The sequence below is a fragment of the Parapedobacter sp. genome (assembly GCF_035556095.1).
Classification (GTDB): Bacteria; Bacteroidota; Bacteroidia; order Sphingobacteriales; family Sphingobacteriaceae; genus Parapedobacter.
The window spans coordinates 181,269-198,541 of record NZ_DATMFT010000018.1 but is presented as its reverse complement, the minus strand read 5'-3'; the positions used below and the strand labels follow the sequence as shown (position 1 = coordinate 198,541).

Annotated in this window: 15 protein-coding genes; 10 read left to right on the top strand and 5 right to left on the bottom strand. The window is 48.1% G+C overall.

The window, feature by feature from the left end; translation table 11 throughout:
* The first annotated feature begins 17 nt into the window (after nucleotides 1–17).
* The 7 genes from VNQ80_RS09235 (at nucleotide 18) to VNQ80_RS09205 (ending at nucleotide 8,920) form a co-directional block, all read left to right on the top strand.
* Nucleotides 18–2,057 carry a RagB/SusD family nutrient uptake outer membrane protein gene (locus VNQ80_RS09235; protein WP_325637743.1) on the top strand — a complete coding sequence of 680 codons (2,040 nt, stop codon included), beginning with the start codon at nucleotides 18–20 and terminating at the stop codon, nucleotides 2,055–2,057.
* Nucleotides 2,058–2,086: 29 nt separating this feature from the next.
* Nucleotides 2,087–2,977, top strand: coding sequence for a BT_3987 domain-containing protein (locus VNQ80_RS09230; protein ID WP_325637741.1), 891 nt, complete (start codon nucleotides 2,087–2,089; stop codon nucleotides 2,975–2,977).
* A 28-nt stretch (nucleotides 2,978–3,005) separates the two neighbouring features.
* Nucleotides 3,006–4,286, top strand: a complete 1,281-nt coding sequence (locus VNQ80_RS09225) for a sialidase family protein (protein WP_325637739.1) — start codon at nucleotides 3,006–3,008, stop codon at nucleotides 4,284–4,286.
* Between the two features lie 56 nt (nucleotides 4,287–4,342).
* Nucleotides 4,343–6,007: a hypothetical protein gene (locus tag VNQ80_RS09220; RefSeq protein WP_325637737.1), complete on the top strand. Its 1,665-nt coding sequence runs from the start codon at nucleotides 4,343–4,345 to the stop codon at nucleotides 6,005–6,007.
* A 74-nt stretch (nucleotides 6,008–6,081) separates the two neighbouring features.
* Nucleotides 6,082–7,062: a bile acid:sodium symporter family protein gene (locus VNQ80_RS09215; protein ID WP_325637735.1), complete on the top strand. Its 981-nt coding sequence runs from the start codon at nucleotides 6,082–6,084 to the stop codon at nucleotides 7,060–7,062.
* A 23-nt stretch (nucleotides 7,063–7,085) separates the two neighbouring features.
* Nucleotides 7,086–8,174, top strand: coding sequence for an aminoglycoside phosphotransferase family protein (locus VNQ80_RS09210; RefSeq protein ID WP_325637733.1), 1,089 nt, complete (start codon nucleotides 7,086–7,088; stop codon nucleotides 8,172–8,174).
* Nucleotides 8,171–8,920, top strand: a complete 750-nt coding sequence (locus tag VNQ80_RS09205) for an HpcH/HpaI aldolase family protein (protein ID WP_325637730.1) — start codon at nucleotides 8,171–8,173, stop codon at nucleotides 8,918–8,920. Before VNQ80_RS09210 ends, VNQ80_RS09205 begins: the two co-directional genes overlap by 4 nt.
* A 140-nt stretch (nucleotides 8,921–9,060) precedes the next feature.
* Here the strand turns inward: VNQ80_RS09205 and VNQ80_RS09200 are convergent, their stop codons facing one another.
* Nucleotides 9,061–10,620 (bottom strand): MGH1-like glycoside hydrolase domain-containing protein, encoded by a 1,560-nt coding sequence (locus VNQ80_RS09200; protein ID WP_325637728.1) that lies wholly within the window; start codon nucleotides 10,618–10,620, stop codon nucleotides 9,061–9,063.
* 44 nt (nucleotides 10,621–10,664) lie between these two features.
* A complete protein-coding gene (locus tag VNQ80_RS09195) occupies nucleotides 10,665–10,892 on the bottom strand; it encodes an RNA polymerase sigma factor (RefSeq protein ID WP_325637726.1) in 228 nt (75 codons plus the stop codon).
* Between the two features lie 259 nt (nucleotides 10,893–11,151).
* Here VNQ80_RS09195 and VNQ80_RS09190 point away from each other — a divergent pair, with 259 nt between their 5' ends.
* The 3 genes from VNQ80_RS09190 to VNQ80_RS09180 all read left to right on the top strand — a co-directional run bounded on the left by VNQ80_RS09190 (nucleotide 11,152) and on the right by VNQ80_RS09180 (nucleotide 13,632).
* Nucleotides 11,152–11,520, top strand: coding sequence for an aldolase/citrate lyase family protein (locus tag VNQ80_RS09190; RefSeq protein ID WP_325637724.1), 369 nt, complete (start codon nucleotides 11,152–11,154; stop codon nucleotides 11,518–11,520).
* Nucleotides 11,521–11,598: 78 nt separating this feature from the next.
* Entirely contained in the window at nucleotides 11,599–13,401 is a 1,803-nt protein-coding gene (locus VNQ80_RS09185) for a mechanosensitive ion channel family protein (RefSeq protein WP_325637721.1), read from the top strand.
* A 99-nt stretch (nucleotides 13,402–13,500) separates the two neighbouring features.
* Nucleotides 13,501–13,632, top strand: coding sequence for a hypothetical protein (locus VNQ80_RS09180; RefSeq protein WP_325637719.1), 132 nt, complete (start codon nucleotides 13,501–13,503; stop codon nucleotides 13,630–13,632).
* Between the two features lie 41 nt (nucleotides 13,633–13,673).
* Here the strand turns inward: VNQ80_RS09180 and VNQ80_RS09175 are convergent, their stop codons facing one another.
* From VNQ80_RS09175 to VNQ80_RS09165, 3 genes are all read right to left on the bottom strand, one after another.
* Entirely contained in the window at nucleotides 13,674–14,078 is a 405-nt protein-coding gene (locus VNQ80_RS09175; RefSeq protein WP_325637717.1) for a nuclear transport factor 2 family protein, read from the bottom strand.
* A gap of 283 nt (nucleotides 14,079–14,361) precedes the next feature.
* Nucleotides 14,362–15,570: an ATP-binding protein gene (locus tag VNQ80_RS09170; protein ID WP_325637715.1), complete on the bottom strand. Its 1,209-nt coding sequence runs from the start codon at nucleotides 15,568–15,570 to the stop codon at nucleotides 14,362–14,364.
* Nucleotides 15,571–15,870: 300 nt separating this feature from the next.
* Nucleotides 15,871–17,271 (bottom strand): hypothetical protein, encoded by a 1,401-nt coding sequence (locus VNQ80_RS09165; RefSeq protein ID WP_325637713.1) that lies wholly within the window; start codon nucleotides 17,269–17,271, stop codon nucleotides 15,871–15,873.
* Nucleotides 17,272–17,273 lie beyond the last annotated feature (2 nt).

Here is a 17,273-nt window from a genome sequence, read left to right as displayed (position 1 = left end):
CCGTAAGCTATCTCATTATGATACGAAATTATATAAAATCAACCAAGAGGAAATTGGTGTTCTTTGCATCGGGCATGTTAATGGCAGTGAGTGTGCTCTTTCATTCCTGTTCAAATTTCCTTGATATCGATCCTTATATCACCGACTTGTTTACCCTGGATACTGTTTTTGCCAAACGGGTCTATACCGAAAGGTACTTGAACAACGTATATTCTTATTTGGTGGACAATGGTACGTCCTTGGGCAGTGGTTCCATGTCAATGCCCTATCCGTTCATTTCCGATGAAGGCAGTGTGGCCTATAAGCGGGGACTGAGTGAATCGCATAACCACAATTTTTTTACGAACAACGAGATGACACCTGAGCTGTTGAATAATTTCAACCGATGGGGGGCTTTCTATGAAGGTATCCGGCGAGCGAATACGTTTATTTCGCGGGTAAATGAATGCAAGGAAGCTACCGAGATCGAACGCATTGAATGGACAGGCGAAGCCTTGTTTATAAAGGCCTCGATTTATTTTGAACTCATGCTGGCGTGGGGGCCGGTGCCGATTGTGCCAGACGTGCCCTACGGCCTGGACACCCCGCTTGACGAGCTTATGACAGAGCGGAATACCTGGGACGAATGCAGCGATTACGTGTGTGGTCTACTAGAGGAAGCCATTCAGTGGCTCCCCGAGCAAGTGATGGATAACTCGAACATGGGGCGGGCCACCAAAAATGCGGCGAGGGCATTGTTATCGCGTGTTACGCTGTATACTGCAAGCCCATTGTTCAATGGGCAGAATGCGGAGTTTTCCGGATGGCGGAACGAGGCGGGCGTACCTTACCTCAATCCGCAAAGAGACTTAGAGAAATGGGCAAAGGCCGCGGCAGCCGCCAAACGTTTGGTTGATCTTAAACCCAACGACCTCTATACGGTGGCTAGCATGAACAATACCCCATCGCTGCCGCCTAACGTGGAAAGTGCTCCTTTTCCGAATGGTGCCGGCGGCATAGATCACTTCCATTCGTACGCTGATATGTTTAATGGGGAAAGCACGAATGTTTCAGAAAATGTTGAGGTGCTTTTCAGTCGCCAATCTTCCGATGTCAACACATTTGCCCGTTATATGGCTCCACACGTCATAAACGGATACGCTACATTTTTCGTTCCCCAGGATATGGTGGATGCATACTACATGGCCGATGGGCGCACAATTGATCAAGCGAGTGCCGAGTACCCCTATGAAGCGGGCTTCACCAGCAATGAAATCACGTGGTCGGGCGAAAAAAACAGCAATGGGTTTACGCTTCTCGGCGGAACCTACAAATGGTACGCCAATCGGGAAATGCGCTTTTATGCCAGTATCGGGTTCAATAATTCATGGTATCCCTCTACATCCACTCCACCGCAGAACGTGGATAACCGGGATGGGAAAACCGCCAAATTCTATGCCGATGGTAAGAGTGGTAAGGACTATGCACAAGCCGGATCGGGATTCACAGGTATCGAGTACCCGATGACCGGATATGTACCCCGCAAATTTATCCATTACGAAGACTCGTGGATGGAAAGCGGCCGGCGGAAATATAAATACAACATTGTGTACCGCATGGCTGAAATTTACCTGAACTATGTGGAAGCCATGAACGAACTGGAAGGTACGCATACGATTGGCGAGATTACCGTGTTTCGGGATGAAGCCGAAATGCGCCGCTGCTTTAACCTCATTCGTTACCGGGCGGGTTTGCCCGGAATCACTGCCTTGGAAACCGCTGACCGGCAGAAAATGCGGGAACTAATTGAGCGCGAGCGGCAGTTGGAGATGGCTTGGGAAAACAGGCGCTACTTTGACCTGCGGCGGAACAAAAGAGCCGCCGTATTCGAAAATCGGCCGGTGCGCGGATTGAATATCAGTGCCCGGGAAGCCGAGCGCGATCAATTTTACAACATCATCCAGGTGCGGGAGCTGCCCTACCTGTATAAAGTTTTCACGGATCGCCAGACCTTTTGGCCTATCCCGAAAGCAGAGATTGACAAGAATCCAAAACTGGACCAAATGCAGGGTTACTAACCTTTCGATAACCATAGTTAATTCTCAAAATGAAAGTACATCATATGATCAGGCTCACCTTACTTTTCTTATCGGGCATAATGCTTCACTCATCGTGCACGGAAAAAGTTGATTTTGGCGAGCAGTATAAAAAGACCGTTTATATGGTAAACAGCAATAATCTGTTGTATCAATCTGCGCACCATTATGGCCAGGAGAATGTGGCTGTTTTATCCGTATATTGCGCTTCGTCGCAACCGATAACTGAGGATGTGATCGTACAACTTAAGTTCGACCCTTTCTCGCTCGATTCGCTCAATGACATCCGGTCGTTAAGCGACCCGGACTATACGGTGCGCGAGCTACTTCCCGAAGGTCATTATGAACTTCCTGAAACCCTATCGGTCACCATCAAGGCAGGTAACCAATACGGAACCATAGCGATTCCGATTCGTACCGAAGGGCTCGATCCCTTTATACCCTATGCCTTACCCTTTTCCATCGTATCGAACAGTGCGGCGTACGATATTAATCCGCAATTGCGATCCATCGTTTATGAGCCGTTTATGGTAAACGGTTATTCAGGTGATTATACCGGCATCTCTTCCGAAACGGAAACGGTTTCACGTACCATCCAACCGCAATTGAAAGCGTTGTCTGCAAATACGGTGCTCTTGCCGATCCATAACTTGCCCGGCGATCTGAAAAAACTAGAAACGAACTTTATGGTACTGACGATCGCACCCGATGGCACCACGGTTTCCATAACGCCTTATGGGAATGCAGATGTGGTTGATTTGGGGGGGAATTATTACGACAGCGCACGCCAACATTTTGAGTTGCACTATCAATTTACCGATGGTTCGGGTAATACCTTTAGCATAAGCGAAAGTATCTCCCATATAAATGCACCAGTTAGTGAAGAAGAGGAACTATTATAAATACCCCCATCAAACAATTATATCGGTTATGAACAAATTGATTATTTTTTTCTGTGTTGTTTTCGTACTTCCTTGTCTTGCTCAAAACGACCGTGATCTTCGTAAAGTGCGGAACCTCAAGCATGAGGCTAAGTTTCAGAAAATGAGTGCTGCAGAATTGAAGGATTATGAAACCAAACTCATGCGACAGGTTGCCGACCTGGCCTTAATACCGCCCGAAATCAACACGTCGCCACTTCCGGAATACGACTATGATACGCAGCATTATGTCATGTCGCTCACCATCGAACGTACACCAGGTGGCCGTATTTGGCTGGCATGGATCGGTGAATGTGACTGCCCCAGTTCATACTTGTTGGCGGCTTCCAGTGACGACAATGGAGAGACCTGGTCCAAGCCCCGGCTGGTCATCGATGGGCGCTCATCGGCTATTCCCATACAACGGACAGTTATTATTGGTAATTTTTGGACCGATCCAACAGGGAAACTCTGGTTGTTTTTCGACCAGACCCTCAACCACTTTGACGGTAGGGGTGGGCTGTGGGCGATTACCAGCGACAATCCAGACGATGAAAACCCGGTATGGTCTGCGCCGAAACGCATATCGCACGGTGCAATGTTGAGTAAGCCTACCGTGCTTTCTACCGGGGAGTGGGTGTTGCCATCCTACTTGTTGCAGAACGAGGGCTTCGGCCCGTTCAAAGGAACGTTCCCGGAGCTCGATCCGTACCGGGGGGTAAATGTACTGGTGTCTACAGACCAAGGGGAAAGTTGGAAATTACGGGGTATACGTACCTTCCCGAATCCGGACTGGCACGAAGCCATGATCGTGGAAAAGAACGATGGCCAATTGTGGATGACGGCACGGACACGAAAAGGCATCATGGAGTCTTTTTCGCCCGACAAGGGGTACACGTGGTCTGAGCCTGATTTTACCGCGGCTGATATCCAGCACCCCAGTTCGCGTTTCTTTGTCAGGCGATTATCTTCGGGCCGACTCTTATTGATCAAAAACGGCGCTGCGTTGCATAAACACGAGGGCCGCAATCAGTTTAGCGCTTGGCTTTCGGAAGATGATGGTAAGACTTGGAAAGGCGGATTGGTTATTGATGATCGCAATAAAGTAACCTATCCGGATGGATTTGAGGCACCGGACGGCACCATCTATATTACGTACGACCATAACCGCGGGCCCGGTGAAATAGCGCTCGCGAAGTTCACCGAAGCCGATATCCTTGCAGGTCGGCTTGTCAGCCCTCAATCCAAACTGAAGATGACTGCTGTTCGACCGCTGAAAAAAAAGAAATAAAGTTGGTATTTGTTAATTAAGGATTCACCCATGGGAGACCAAATTTAAAATCGTACATGAAAAAGAAGCTAGGCACACTGTTGCTGTTAACCAGCGTCTTGTTGATGGGCTTCGCCCAACCGGCCCGTCAAGGCGACACGCTTTACAATGGGATTATCTTGCCCGAACAGTGGCCTCCCAAAGACCGTAATCCCCGTTCGGCTGTACCGATGGATGTCCCCTATCTTACTAATCCGCCGGCGGTCATCAATATCGACGTGGGGCGGCAACTATTCGTAGACGATTTTCTCATCGATAAAACCGACTTGGTACGGACTTACCACCAAGCTAAGAAGCACCCGCTGAACCCGGTTTTTAAGGCGGAGACCGTCCATGAAAAGGTTCCCGAAGGTTCTCCCGAGCCAGGCTATCACGACGTTACCTACCTGGGGCATGGTGGCGTGTTCTACGATTACGGCGACCGGATTTTTAAAATGTTCTATACCGCCGGCTGGCGGGGTGGATTGGCGATGGCCACCAGCACCGATTTGTTGAACTGGGACCGCCCGGACCTCGGGATGGTCGACCAAAATATCATCTTGCCTCCAGGCTGGCTTTACGCCGGTGGAGATAATGCCGTTTGGATCGACAACCAGGCTGTCAACCCGAATGAAAAGTATAAGGCGCTCATCGAGCGGGGTGGGCATCTAAAAGACGGGACGAGCCACACGTTACATGTGTCGCGCGATGGGCGCATTTGGTCGCAGGGGCGACTGGCCCAAAGCGCTGGAGACTACTGTTCATTTTTTCATAACCCATTTCGCGACAAATGGGTGTATAGCATAAAAAAGGGTGGATTGGGCCGCGCCCGGTGGTACCACGAAAGCGATAGATTCCTGGAGGGACGCGATTGGGATAACGCTGTCTTTTGGTTAAATGCTGATTCCCTAGACGAGCCAGATCCGGGCGTTGGCGACCCAGCCCAACTCTATAGCCTCAATGCGGTTGCGTATGAAAGCTTGATGATTGGCGAGTTTTACATCCACTTGGGCCCCGACAACCGGATTGCACACCAAGGCAAGTTCCCTAAGATTACCGAGTTGAAGGTTGGCTTCAGCCGGGACGGCTTCCATTGGCACCGGCCGGATCGCCGCCCGTTTATCAATGCTACACGGAAAGAGGGCGATTGGGATCGTGCCTACCTACATGGTACCATGGGCGTGTTTTTAGTCAAGGGTGATGAGCTATGGTTCCCTTATTGCGGTTATTCCGGCATCGCCAGTGATGGGTCGCGTGGTATCTATACCGGTGCAAGTATTGGAATGGCCACGTTACGCCGGGATGGGTTTGCCTCGATGGATGCAGGCCGGAAAAAAGGGTCATTGCTGACGAGGCCGCTTGTCTTTAACGGCAACCACCTGTTCGTCAATGTAGATTGCCCCGACGGTGAGCTTCGTATAGCTGTGCTAGACGAGCATGGGCGTGTTTTAAAGGGGTTTTCGGAAAAGGAATGCACGCCGATACAAATCAACAAAACGCTGTACAAGGTGTCATGGGATAGCGGCGAGGACTTGTCGGCATTCAACGGCAAACCAATAAAGTTTCGTTTTCAGCTAACCAACGGCAAATTGTATTCCTTTTGGGTGAGCCCCGACCAAAGTGGCGCAAGTTACGGTTATGTCGGAGCAGGTGGGCCCGGATATGGGGGAGTACTGGATGATAAAGGAATTCATGCTTATTGATTTTTTATAAAACTATCATGTTTGGAGGTGAATTAATCTGATCGCTTCATTGCCGTTAAAAACAAATTATTCGAATGAAAAACGGACTAAATATCTTTGTAAACCTGTATCCAGTTTGGATTATCAGTAGTTCTTTTCTAGGTTACGTGTATCCACCAGCGTTCGCTTGGTTTTCGGGGTATTGGATGGTGGGAGCATTAGCGTTGGTTATGCTCGGCATGGGCCTTACCTTACACGTGAATGACTTCAAAGAGCTTACTAAAATGCCCTTTGCCGTTATTTTGGGAGCGATGTTACAGTATACCGTCATGCCATTTTCTGCTTATTTCATCGGTAAGTGGCTGCAACTCGAACCCGCTTTAGCCGTTGGGCTCATCATTGTGGGGTGTTGTCCGGGGGGTACAGCATCCAACGTAATCACGTACTTAGCACGGGGCCATCTGGCGTTATCCATCATCATGACTACGGTATCCACCATGCTTGCCATTGTAGCTACGCCGTTATTATGCCAGCTGTTGGCTGGCCAATACGTGCCTGTCGACGCTTTGGGGTTATTTTATACCACCGTACAGGTTGTACTGATTCCGGTAGCGTTGGGCGTATTCATTAATTACAGATTCCCCGATTTTGGGAAAAAGGTTTCGCTGGCCGGTCCCGTTGTTTCGGTGTGGGCTATTGTTTTCATTGCTGGAAGCATCGTTGCCCAAAGCGCTGGAACCATAGCAGACAACGCTTTGAAACTATTTATCGCAGCTGGTCTGCTCCATATCGCTGGCTTTATTTTGGGTTACCTATTTACATGGATATTCCGGTACAACCCGGCTATATGCCGTACGGTATCCATCGAAGTTGGCATGCAGAACGGAGGTCTGGCGGCCGTTCTGGCAAAGCGTAATTTCCCCATGGAACCCCTGTCAGCGGTTCCTGCCGTTTTCAGCAGCGTGATGCAGACCTTGATTGGCGGTTTATTAGCCGCCTATTGGCGCTGGCAGACGGCCCCCAACCGAAAAAGTAAAAAGGAAATTCCAATGGACCGAGACCTACAGGAACCTTGATAATTTTAGCGCATACACATTACATGGCAAGCAGAAAAGCAGTTTACTACTGGAAATCAGATCGGCCCTACACGCTAGGTAACACACATAATACGTCGGCAGATGAACACCGGATTATTGAAAAGCAACTGGAGGAATATTTAACCACTAACTATCGAAAAGACCTGAAGAGCCTCTCGGTTGCGGGTGGACAGGGTAATCACGTCACCTATTTGGCCGTTTACCCGGATGCGCGTTACTTTGTTAGACTAGAGAATGGCCCTGAGAAAGATGACTATATGATTATCGAGTCGGCTATCTTGACGCAGGTTAAGGCGCTGGGCGTGCCATCGCCAGACGTGTACCTGACAGACACTTCGAGATCGAAGGTACCCTTTGCTATCCAGGTAATGGAGTGTATTGCTGAGCAAGATCTCAACGTGCTGGAAAAGGCAGGCTTGTTAGATACAGTGGGCATTGCATCCGACATCGGCCGGAATATCGCGATATGGCAGTCCATTACCCCTGAAAAATATGGGCTTTTCAATTCGATTGCGTTGGAACAGTCTGGCAAGCTCGAAGGCTACCACGACACCTATGCTCAATACTTTTTTCTCAATTGGGATGTTCATCTCGATTTTCTGTGTACTTCGGAATTCATTGATGCACAATTACGCCGTGAGCTACAGGAGGTCGTAAGCCTGTCGAGCAGGCTGTTGAATCTAGCTGACGGATGTCTTGTACATAAAGACTTAGCATTATGGAACATCTTAGGTAATAATGAGTGCGGAATCAAGGCGTTCATCGACTGGGATGATGCGGTATCGGGCGATCCCACGGACGACCTATCGCTCTTAGGTTGTTTCCATTCTGGAGAAGTCGTTCTAGCGGCGGTGAGTGGTTATCAACAGGTTCGACCCCTTCCGGTCGATTTCGAACGCCGATTTTGGCTTCATTTACTTCGCAATATCATTTTCAAATCGGTCATACGTGTGAAAGGCAATTATTTTGATAAGTCGGACAAGTTTTTCTTGAACAACCCAGGGCATAAAAGCCTGAAGCGGTTCACTATCGACCGGATTCACGCCGCATGCGATGGCCTAAAGGGTAACAAGTCAATTTCATCCTTATGAAGAAGTCAAAGCAATTTTTAGATCAGCCGATTTGCTGGGGTACCTGGATAAGTACCGGATCGCCCGTTGTCGCCGAACTGGCAAGTCAATATCCGTTCGACTGGCTACTTATCGATTTTGAGCATGGAGCCGTCTCAGACGCCACCCTACCGGAAATTTTACGGGGTATTTCCCATCACCCTCATCTATCGGTGATCATTCGTGTGCCAGATTTTCAACCGTCACTGATTTCCAAGGCTTTAGATTGGGGTGCAGACGGTATCATGCTTCCCCATGTCCGTTCCGCCCAAGATGCGGCTCGGTGTGTGGCTGCAATGCGTTATCCACCACGGGGCAAGCGGGGATATTCGTCGTCGGTGCGAGCCTACGGTTACGGCGTCGCTCCACCTACTGTTCCATCAGATATTCAGCCCCTGTTATTTGCTCAAATCGAAGATTTAGAAGGTGTTAACCAAGCGCAAGCCATTGCGGCGGTAGACGGGGTAGATGTGTTGTTCGTTGGTCCAGCAGATCTCAAAATGGCGCTGGAAGCATCCGATGCGGAAGAAAAACCAACATACGGCGATGCCTTACAACGCGTCAGCGATGCCGCCAACGCCTATGGAAAACGTTCAGGCATTCTTGTGCGCGACCAAGGATCGTTACCGCAATTGCTCGCGTGTGGTTATACATGTATCGCCATTGATTCAGATATCGCAATTTTGCGTGCAGGATATGAGCGATTGATTTCAGCACGGCGTAGTTAAAATTAACCTAAATCTTTTCGATTATAACGGTGATCTCCACCATGCTTCGAATGCGAATCTTTGACATCGCAATTTGCGATGTCAAAGAAAGGATGAGGTGGACGAGAACGCTCCAATATATATTTACGGAGGATGGGGTGCTATTGAAAAAACGTAAATTCGCCGGTACGTTGTGTCCCGTTAGAAACCTCATAAATTGCTGTATGATGTCGGTTGCTTCGCTTAGCTTTCATCCGCTTGCCGTCTGCATTGATAACCCGAACACGGGCATTGCTTTTTTCTGGAATTCCCACTACGATATCCATGTCATCCCGTTCGCCGCTTACCGAATAAGTAATCCGCGTGAAAGTCGCCTCATAGTCGATGTGTAAATCTAGGCGGTTCCCGTTGGGCAATAGGAGTCGTTCAAGCGAAATCGTTTCGCCAACCAAAGATGTGTCAAGATTTGGCCTAATGCGGATCGTCTTTTTCCTTTGGTCGAAATCGACGCCAAAAATCTTCTCGACGAGGATTTGAATATATTGCGCAGCGGACCAAGCGTACCGCTGTACACCATGGCCGCTCCCATCCGTCGGGTTGACGAATTCGGTATAATTGTTATTGAACATACGAACCGTTTTCAATGCCAGGTAAGCGGATAGGTCGTACCGGCCGATGTCTTCCAGCCCTTGGATAATGACCTCGTTTCTCAAACTCCAAACACTTCCTGACCAAGCCGGAGCACCGTCATATGCGCCCTTGGTCTCCGTATAGATGGGTGCAGTCTTGGCTACGCTCGTAACCGCATATTTTGACCAATTGAAATGGGCATCATCCGTAAGCAAATCAACCATCCGGCTAATTCTTTCTCGGGGTGCAATATGCATGCGCAAAGGATCAAAGGTATAACATATCAAGATGCTGTCTCGCTTTTTATCTTTTACATGGTACGCATAATAGGCGCCTTTAGCCTCGTCCCACATATACCGGTTTATGGCCGAGCGAAGCTCCATTTGATACGTGGTATAACGATCGTAATCCTCCGCGCGGCCGAGGTCTTTCGCCAGTGCAGCCACGATATGGCAAGCAAGAACCATTTCAACGTTTAGATCCACCTGTGCCACAACTTTCAGTTGATTTTCTACCGGAGGGAAAGACTCTTCAAATACACCCGTGATCAGTCCGGTTTCGACGTCTCTCCGTGCATCGGAAAACCACCATTCCAGATATGATCTTAACATCGTGTACACGGATAATTTAAGTTCCGCGTCTTCTGATTGTTTAAGTACCGCGTCGGCCGCCTGAAATAGTTTGGGTAGCGAACTACAGACCGGGTAATTTGGCACTTTATCATGCCCGTAGAGCGGAATCCGCCCATCGTCTTTCTGGACACTGGAAAAGCCCCTGAGCATGTTTTCCGAAAAACGTTGATCGACCCATTTGGTTGCATGTAGACTGAGTGAGGCATCAAGCTGCCACCAACACCCACCGTAATGCCCACCGGGCGCTATAAAGGGCTGACTGAAGCCGAATCTAGGCTCTTCGGTAACCAAGCATTCTCTCAATACATTGAACGCATCGTTGAAATCGGCTTGAGAGATACCCGGAAAACTAATTTTTGGAATGACATCGCGGTCGTTTATTGTAATGATTGGCTGGCTAAAGCAGAGCCAGGGTAACATACAAAGAATGAACAAAACAAAGATATTTTTGAAACTCATAATTCCGCTTTTTATAACAATCGTTGAACCGTTGGGTACTGTTGCTACGATATATGCGCAACAGTTTTAGTACGGCGGCGTTCCCATAACCGTACGAAAACCTCCTGCACGATTTCTTCCGCAAGCGCTTTGTCACGGCAATAGTTGTAAGCTATCGCTAATAATTTGCGAATATAATGCTGATAGATCTGCGTGAATGCCTGATGATCATCATTTTTGAGCCGTAATAAAACCTGCTTTTCATCTAATTTCGCAGGAATTTTAGTATTCATTTAGGTACATCTCGTTGGTTATGACAAACAAAGATAGTTAAAAGATCGGTATTTGATATTTCTTAAGGCAGGACAGCGCGTGATGGGCGGAGCTTTCAAAGCTAACCAATTATAAACTTAAATTATTAAAAAACAAATTTTACTAACTGACTACACAGGGCAAACGCATTAAAAATTCAAGAGCAACATCAAATAGTTAAGATCCCAAGCGGCGATATTCTTTTTCCTTCTGATACTGAAGCAATCAGATATTCAGCCCTTGTTGTTTGCTCAAATCGAAGATTTAGAGGGTATTAACCAAGCGCAAGCCATTGCGGCGGTAGACGGGGTAGATGTGTTGTTCGTTGGTCCAGCAGATCTCAAAATGGCGTTGGAAGCATCCGATGCGGAAGAAAAACCAACATACGGCGATGCCTTACAACGCGTCAGCGATGCCGCCAACGCCCATGGAAAACGTTCAGGCATTCTTGTGCGCGACCAAGGATCGTTACCGCAATTGCTCGCGTGTGGTTATACTGTATGGCCATTGACTCAGATATCGCAATTTTGCGCACCGGGTACGAACGGGCGATTTCAACATTTTTCACGTTTTCCGAGCGGCGAGCAAAATAGGGTGCAATACAACTAGCGCGGTATGCGTCCCGGCTACGTTTGCTAAATTTGGCTACTTTTTTTTATCTTGTTGGGATTTAAAAAAAGGAAAACGATGAGATTGCTGATATGTTCGATGTTGATAGGGGCCGGTCTTTGGCTGGGTCCCGTCGCAGCTGGCGCACAAGACGAACCTAGGGCTGATACCACGGCCGCTGTTTCCGAGCAATCGGAGAGTCTGCGTAATCTGCTGGAACAGCAACGGCTAGATTCCATCAAACGCAAGGAGCTGGAAAATCGGCTCCTGTCAATCGAGTTGGGCGATCGCCGTGAAAAGCAACGGTTGCTGGAAGAGATCAATCTATTGAAAAGCCGCGATTCGATTATCCTGGCACAGCGGAAACAGAAAGTTGATTCCCTGCGTGCACTGAACCAGGGGGTGCCTATCGTGCCTTTCAGGGATACCGTCTTCATCATATATACCAGCTTAGGTAGCTACTCGGCAAAGGAGAGAGCGGCAGCCGTAGAGTCCCGCATCAAGGCGCTGGCTAACAATTATGAGTTTGGTGTTGACTCGCTGCAGTTGGAAGAACAGGAAAACCATTTCCTGGTGCGTTGGCGAGACCAGATGGTGGTGAGCGTGAACGACCAGGATGCGCTGTGGATGAATACGGATGTAGCGTCGCTTGCAGACCATTACTTAGCCGCGATCAAGGAGTCCATTGCAACATACCGCGACGAGACGAGCATGAAGAGGGTCTTGATGGGGGTGTTGCAGGCGGTGTTGATTGTTCTCGTCGTTTTCCTGCTGATCAAAGGAATCACTAGGCTAGCTGGGTTTGTGAAGCGGAAGGCGCTGGCCGCCAAGCAAACCTGGTTTAAGGGCATCCGGATGCGTGGCTATGAACTGGTTTCGGCAAACCGACAGGTGAAGGCGGCTTGGATCATCATCGATATCGCGAAGTGGCTGTTGATTCTAGCCCTAATTTACCTGGCCTTGCCCCTACTATTCAACCTCTTCCCGGCAACCCGTGGCTACGCGCCCGTTTTGCTGGGTTATTTCCTTGCGCCGATTAAAGAAATTGGCTTAGCAGCGGTGGATTATTTCCCCGACCTGATAACCATTGCGGTCATCTGTTTCATGTTCCGTTATTTCTTGAAGCTGCTGAAGTTTTTCGCCCACGAGCTCCAAAATGGTGCACTCACCGTACCGGGCTTCTACGCCGATTGGGCAATGCCTACCTACCAAATTCTGCGCGTATTGTTGCTCGCTTTCATGGTTATCGTTATTTTTCCTTATTTGCCCGGATCCGAATCGCCCATATTCAAAGGGGTGTCTGTTTTCATCGGCGTACTGTTCACATTCGGCTCTGCCGGAGCGCTAAGCAATATCGTGGCTGGGTTGGTGTTGACCTACATGCGCTCGTTTACTGTGGGCGACCGTGTGAAAATCGGTGAGGTAACGGGGGATATTATTGAAAAGTCGTTGCTGGTTACGCGTATAAGGACGGTCAAGAACGAAGTGATTTCGGTGCCCAACTCCCAGGTGATGAACAGCCATACCATCAATTACAGCATGGATGCACCCGAGAAAGGACTGATCATCCATACCAATATTACCATGGGTTACGACATCACGTGGCAGCGCGTGCATGAGTTGGCCACCCGGGCCGCCGCTAAGGTGGAACTGTTGGAATCTGACCCTGCGCCGTTTGTGTTGCAGAGCAGCCTGGACGATTTTTATGTGACCTATCAAGTGAATGCCTATACAAAAAGCCCAAATAAACAGGCAATTATTTATTCGGAATTGCATAAGCACTTGTTGGATGAATTCCATGGCGCGGGTATCGAGCTGTTGTCGCCGCACTTTAGGGCGGTACGTGCCAATGATACCAGAGAGATGCCGGATCAGGGGTGATAGACGTTGCAGCTCTCAATGCAAGAGACAGCGCTGATCCACGATTACATGGATGTAGACGTACGAGCCGTTTGGAGTGTGCCATAGCCCAAAGGTTGATTGAACAAGAACGTACCAAGGTATATTCCCGAAAAGCTATGGCCAGCCAGAAAGATGAAGAAAAACGGTCTTGATAACACGATGATTGCCGATATACTGGAATTGCCGATTGAGGAGATCGAGAAACTGTAGCGGGATACGCCGATGTTATTGGTCGATGTTGCCGAGAATCTTTACATAAATTTCGTTTTAATTCCGTCGGGCAATTGCATAAAACTCGCACCGATAACTTTCAATGCACCATTAACGCGTTTCCATACCCTAAAATAACGAAATTTACCTGCTATTGGTGTCCCTGCCACTTTTCCCTTCGCGGTCATCGTTACAATGGACAGTGCCGTGTCGTCCACTATTTTAATGTCGTTGATATCGGTTGAAGCATCTTCAATTATCATTGTTTTCGCTCGATGTGCAGCGAGGTCCATTTCTTTCGTTACAATCTCACCTGTTGGAGCAATTGCGATCAGATCATCGTGCAGGAGCTGGTCAAGTACATCCACATCACTGGCACATTGTGCCGAAAAGAGCTTGTTCTCCGCTATAATTATGTCATCTCTGTTAATTTTTGTTTTTGCCATGTTCGTTTGTTACGTTGTGCTCAATTTCCGAATCCACAACTTTTCCGCTAAGCTATAAAACACAAAGTATATTTCGGCTTGCCGTAAGACAAGTTTTTATTTTTTAAGGTTCGACAGCAATTGTTAATAACCACCGCTTCATAACCTGTCGTTTCGGTGGACTCCCGCCAATCGACCGAAGATGATGCGCGCTTAAATGCGGGTATTGAGCCATCCATAAGCGTATGACCCGGCGGAAGCCCCAAAGCTACGTAAGCGTCTTTCAGGTGGCTGAGAGACACAGCTAGCGGAGCTGCATTAGAAACTCCCGGATGGTGAGGTGGATAATACCTTGGTAGGTATTCCCCGAAAAGGAATCGTTGGATACCACATACTTGGGGTAATTATCGTCTATTTTAAGGAGATTCCCAAACTCACGGGTAATGGTCTCTTGTTCCACTAGGCTGAGCGCCACCTGGACATATACCTTTTCGCCACGGCGCTCACCCATGAAATCGATTTCTAGGGCTTGCAAGGTCCCCACCTTTACCGAATATCTGCAAAACGTTAAATGGTTGTAAACAACGTTTTCCAGTAACTTGCCCCGGTCAGCAGCCGTATACCCGCTTATGGCATTGCGTATCCCTGTGTTTTCAAAATAGTATTTGTTGCCTATCTCAAAAACGCGCTTGCCAATCAGGTCATACCGTCCCACCTCGTGGATGATGAATGCACTGGCCAGGTAGGAAACGTATTGCTGTATTTGATTAGGTGCGAGGTTAACTCGCTGCGATTTAAGGAAATCACTGATTCGTTTAGCAGAGAAGAGGCTGCCGATTTGCCCGGCAAGAAACTGGATCAATTTTTCCAGAAACTGGGTGTTGCGGATGTTGAATCGGCTTACCACGTCGCGGTACACGATGGTGGAATACACACCCTTGATGTATTCAAACGCATGATCCGCTAAAGGAAGGTTGACCAAGTAGGGTAATCCCCCGAAACGCATATATAGCTCTAAATGGGTGTCTTCATCAGTGAGGCCGTGGAAACGCAGAAACTCCGGATAGGATAAGCTATATACGGTAAACTCAATATAGCGCCCACTTAAGTAGGTGGCGAGTTCGCCAGAAAGCATGGTCGCATTACTACCCGTAATGTAAAGGTCATTCTCCGTGCTTAGCAACAGTGATCGCAGTGCTTTTTCAAAATTTTCAATATCCTGTATCTCGTCGATAAAGATGTAATTGCGCTGGTCTTTGCGTAGTTGGGCCGTTACAAAATCGTTCAAGTCGTTCGCATTCCGGATTGCATCAAAACGTAGGTCTTCTTTGTTGATATAGATAACGGAGGCCGAGGGTTCTTGCTGAAGAATATGCTGCATTAATTGGAAGAGAAGGTAACTCTTGCCTACCCGGCGTTGGCCGGTTAACACTTTGATTAGATTTTGGCCAACAAATGGTAATACCTGTTGCAGATAATGGTCGCGTGGGATGATATTTGCAGGGACTTCCATTTTAATTATACTTTAAATTCTATGCAAATATATAAGAGTTATAATTATGATTATAATTTATTGAGTTAATTTGTTGATGACTTTCGTTGTATTATCTGGTATCGGGGATTCCCGAGTTCAAGACATTTCTCGTCGTTTTCCTGCTGATAAAAGGGACCGCTAGGCTGGCCGGGTTTGTAAAATAGATAAACTTCCGAAACGCCGGGTTTCGAAACAGTCAGTTCCGAAACCTGTGTTTCTATTAGACAAACGTAATTAAAAATAGAATCAATGCAAAGTATTAAATCCGGCCCTGATAGGTCAGCGCGGTATCCGGCGTTTTTTAGAAAGCACCTGAAGGATAGGCACAATAGCGACCACAACAAGTGGGAATGAGAAAATCAGGATCGGATTTTTGGCAAACAGTGTAAACGTGTCTTCCTCGCACATATACTGAAAAATATTGATGACCAAAGCCACAATTTCCAATACCAAAACGATACTGACCAACAGTACGCTTTCCATGTTATCATTCACAAACATGGAAAACGAGAGGTTAACGTGATACAAAACGCCCAGGAAACCGAAGATTAAAAATAGGGAAACCAGTATGAAGAAATAGATTTCCCAGTAATTTTCCTGATAATCGGCCACTAAGACGGGTGATACGCTGTCCATCGTGAATTCGGTCAGGTTGGCTTCACGTATATCCCAACTTCCGGGGAAATAGCGGGCAATGTAATAGTGGCTGCGCAGTTGCGCGATAAAACCCGGCGTCAACGAGTCACGCTCGATGAGCTGCAATGGCAGCAAATAATCCCGCGTGGTGCTGTCGCCTGCTAACTTGGGGCCAGCATCGTGTGCGTCTGCCCGCTCCTGCAAATAGGCCGTAAAATCCCCGGAAAACAACGCAACATGCGAACACTCAATCGCCAACGCATAGAGCACGTCGTGGTGCTTTACCAGATCGCCGGCGTGAGACAATACCAAATCGAGCTGAACATCACGTTCGAACTTGAATGATGTGCTCGCGTCCATCAACACACGGACGGACTTCATGAACTGCACAAGCTCCCTTTTACGCTTGTAGTTATACTCAGGGAGAAAGATGAGTAGGCGCTGCGGACCCTCCAGTTGTTTCAATTCGTTAAACATGGCCACCAAGGCCCGTTTAATCAATACCGTGTCGCGCAGAAAGAGTTCCGTCTGCAACCGATCGTCCACCCGGAACATCACCGTCTTCTGCCAATTATGCACTAATGAATCGGGCACGCGGGAGCGTACTTCGGGGCGTTCGCTGTCCGGATTCAAGTAGACCTCGCTGACCACGAACGTTGGCGAAAGCTGCTGCAACTTATCGTTTCTGACAAAAAAATTGTAAAAAAGCCGATAATTGGCGGGGTCTGCCTTTTTAATGGAATCCAATTTGGTTTGGTAAAGATCGACGTCTTGGAGCAGGAGGCTCAGCTGAAAATCCTCTCCGAAGTGACCTTTCAGGAATTCTTCGAAGCGATGGACGTAAATGGTGTCACGTACGGTGTCCCGGGGCAGTTCCTGAATCCGTTCAAAAATCTCTTCGGTTTCCATGTAAAACTTCGGAAACTCTTCGTCTTCCGGCAAGAAGATGTACACGGTATCCCGTCCATTATCCTGCGCCATTGTACTTAACGGCAATACCATGCCCCAGCATAACATGACCAACAAAACAAGCCTAATTTTCATGG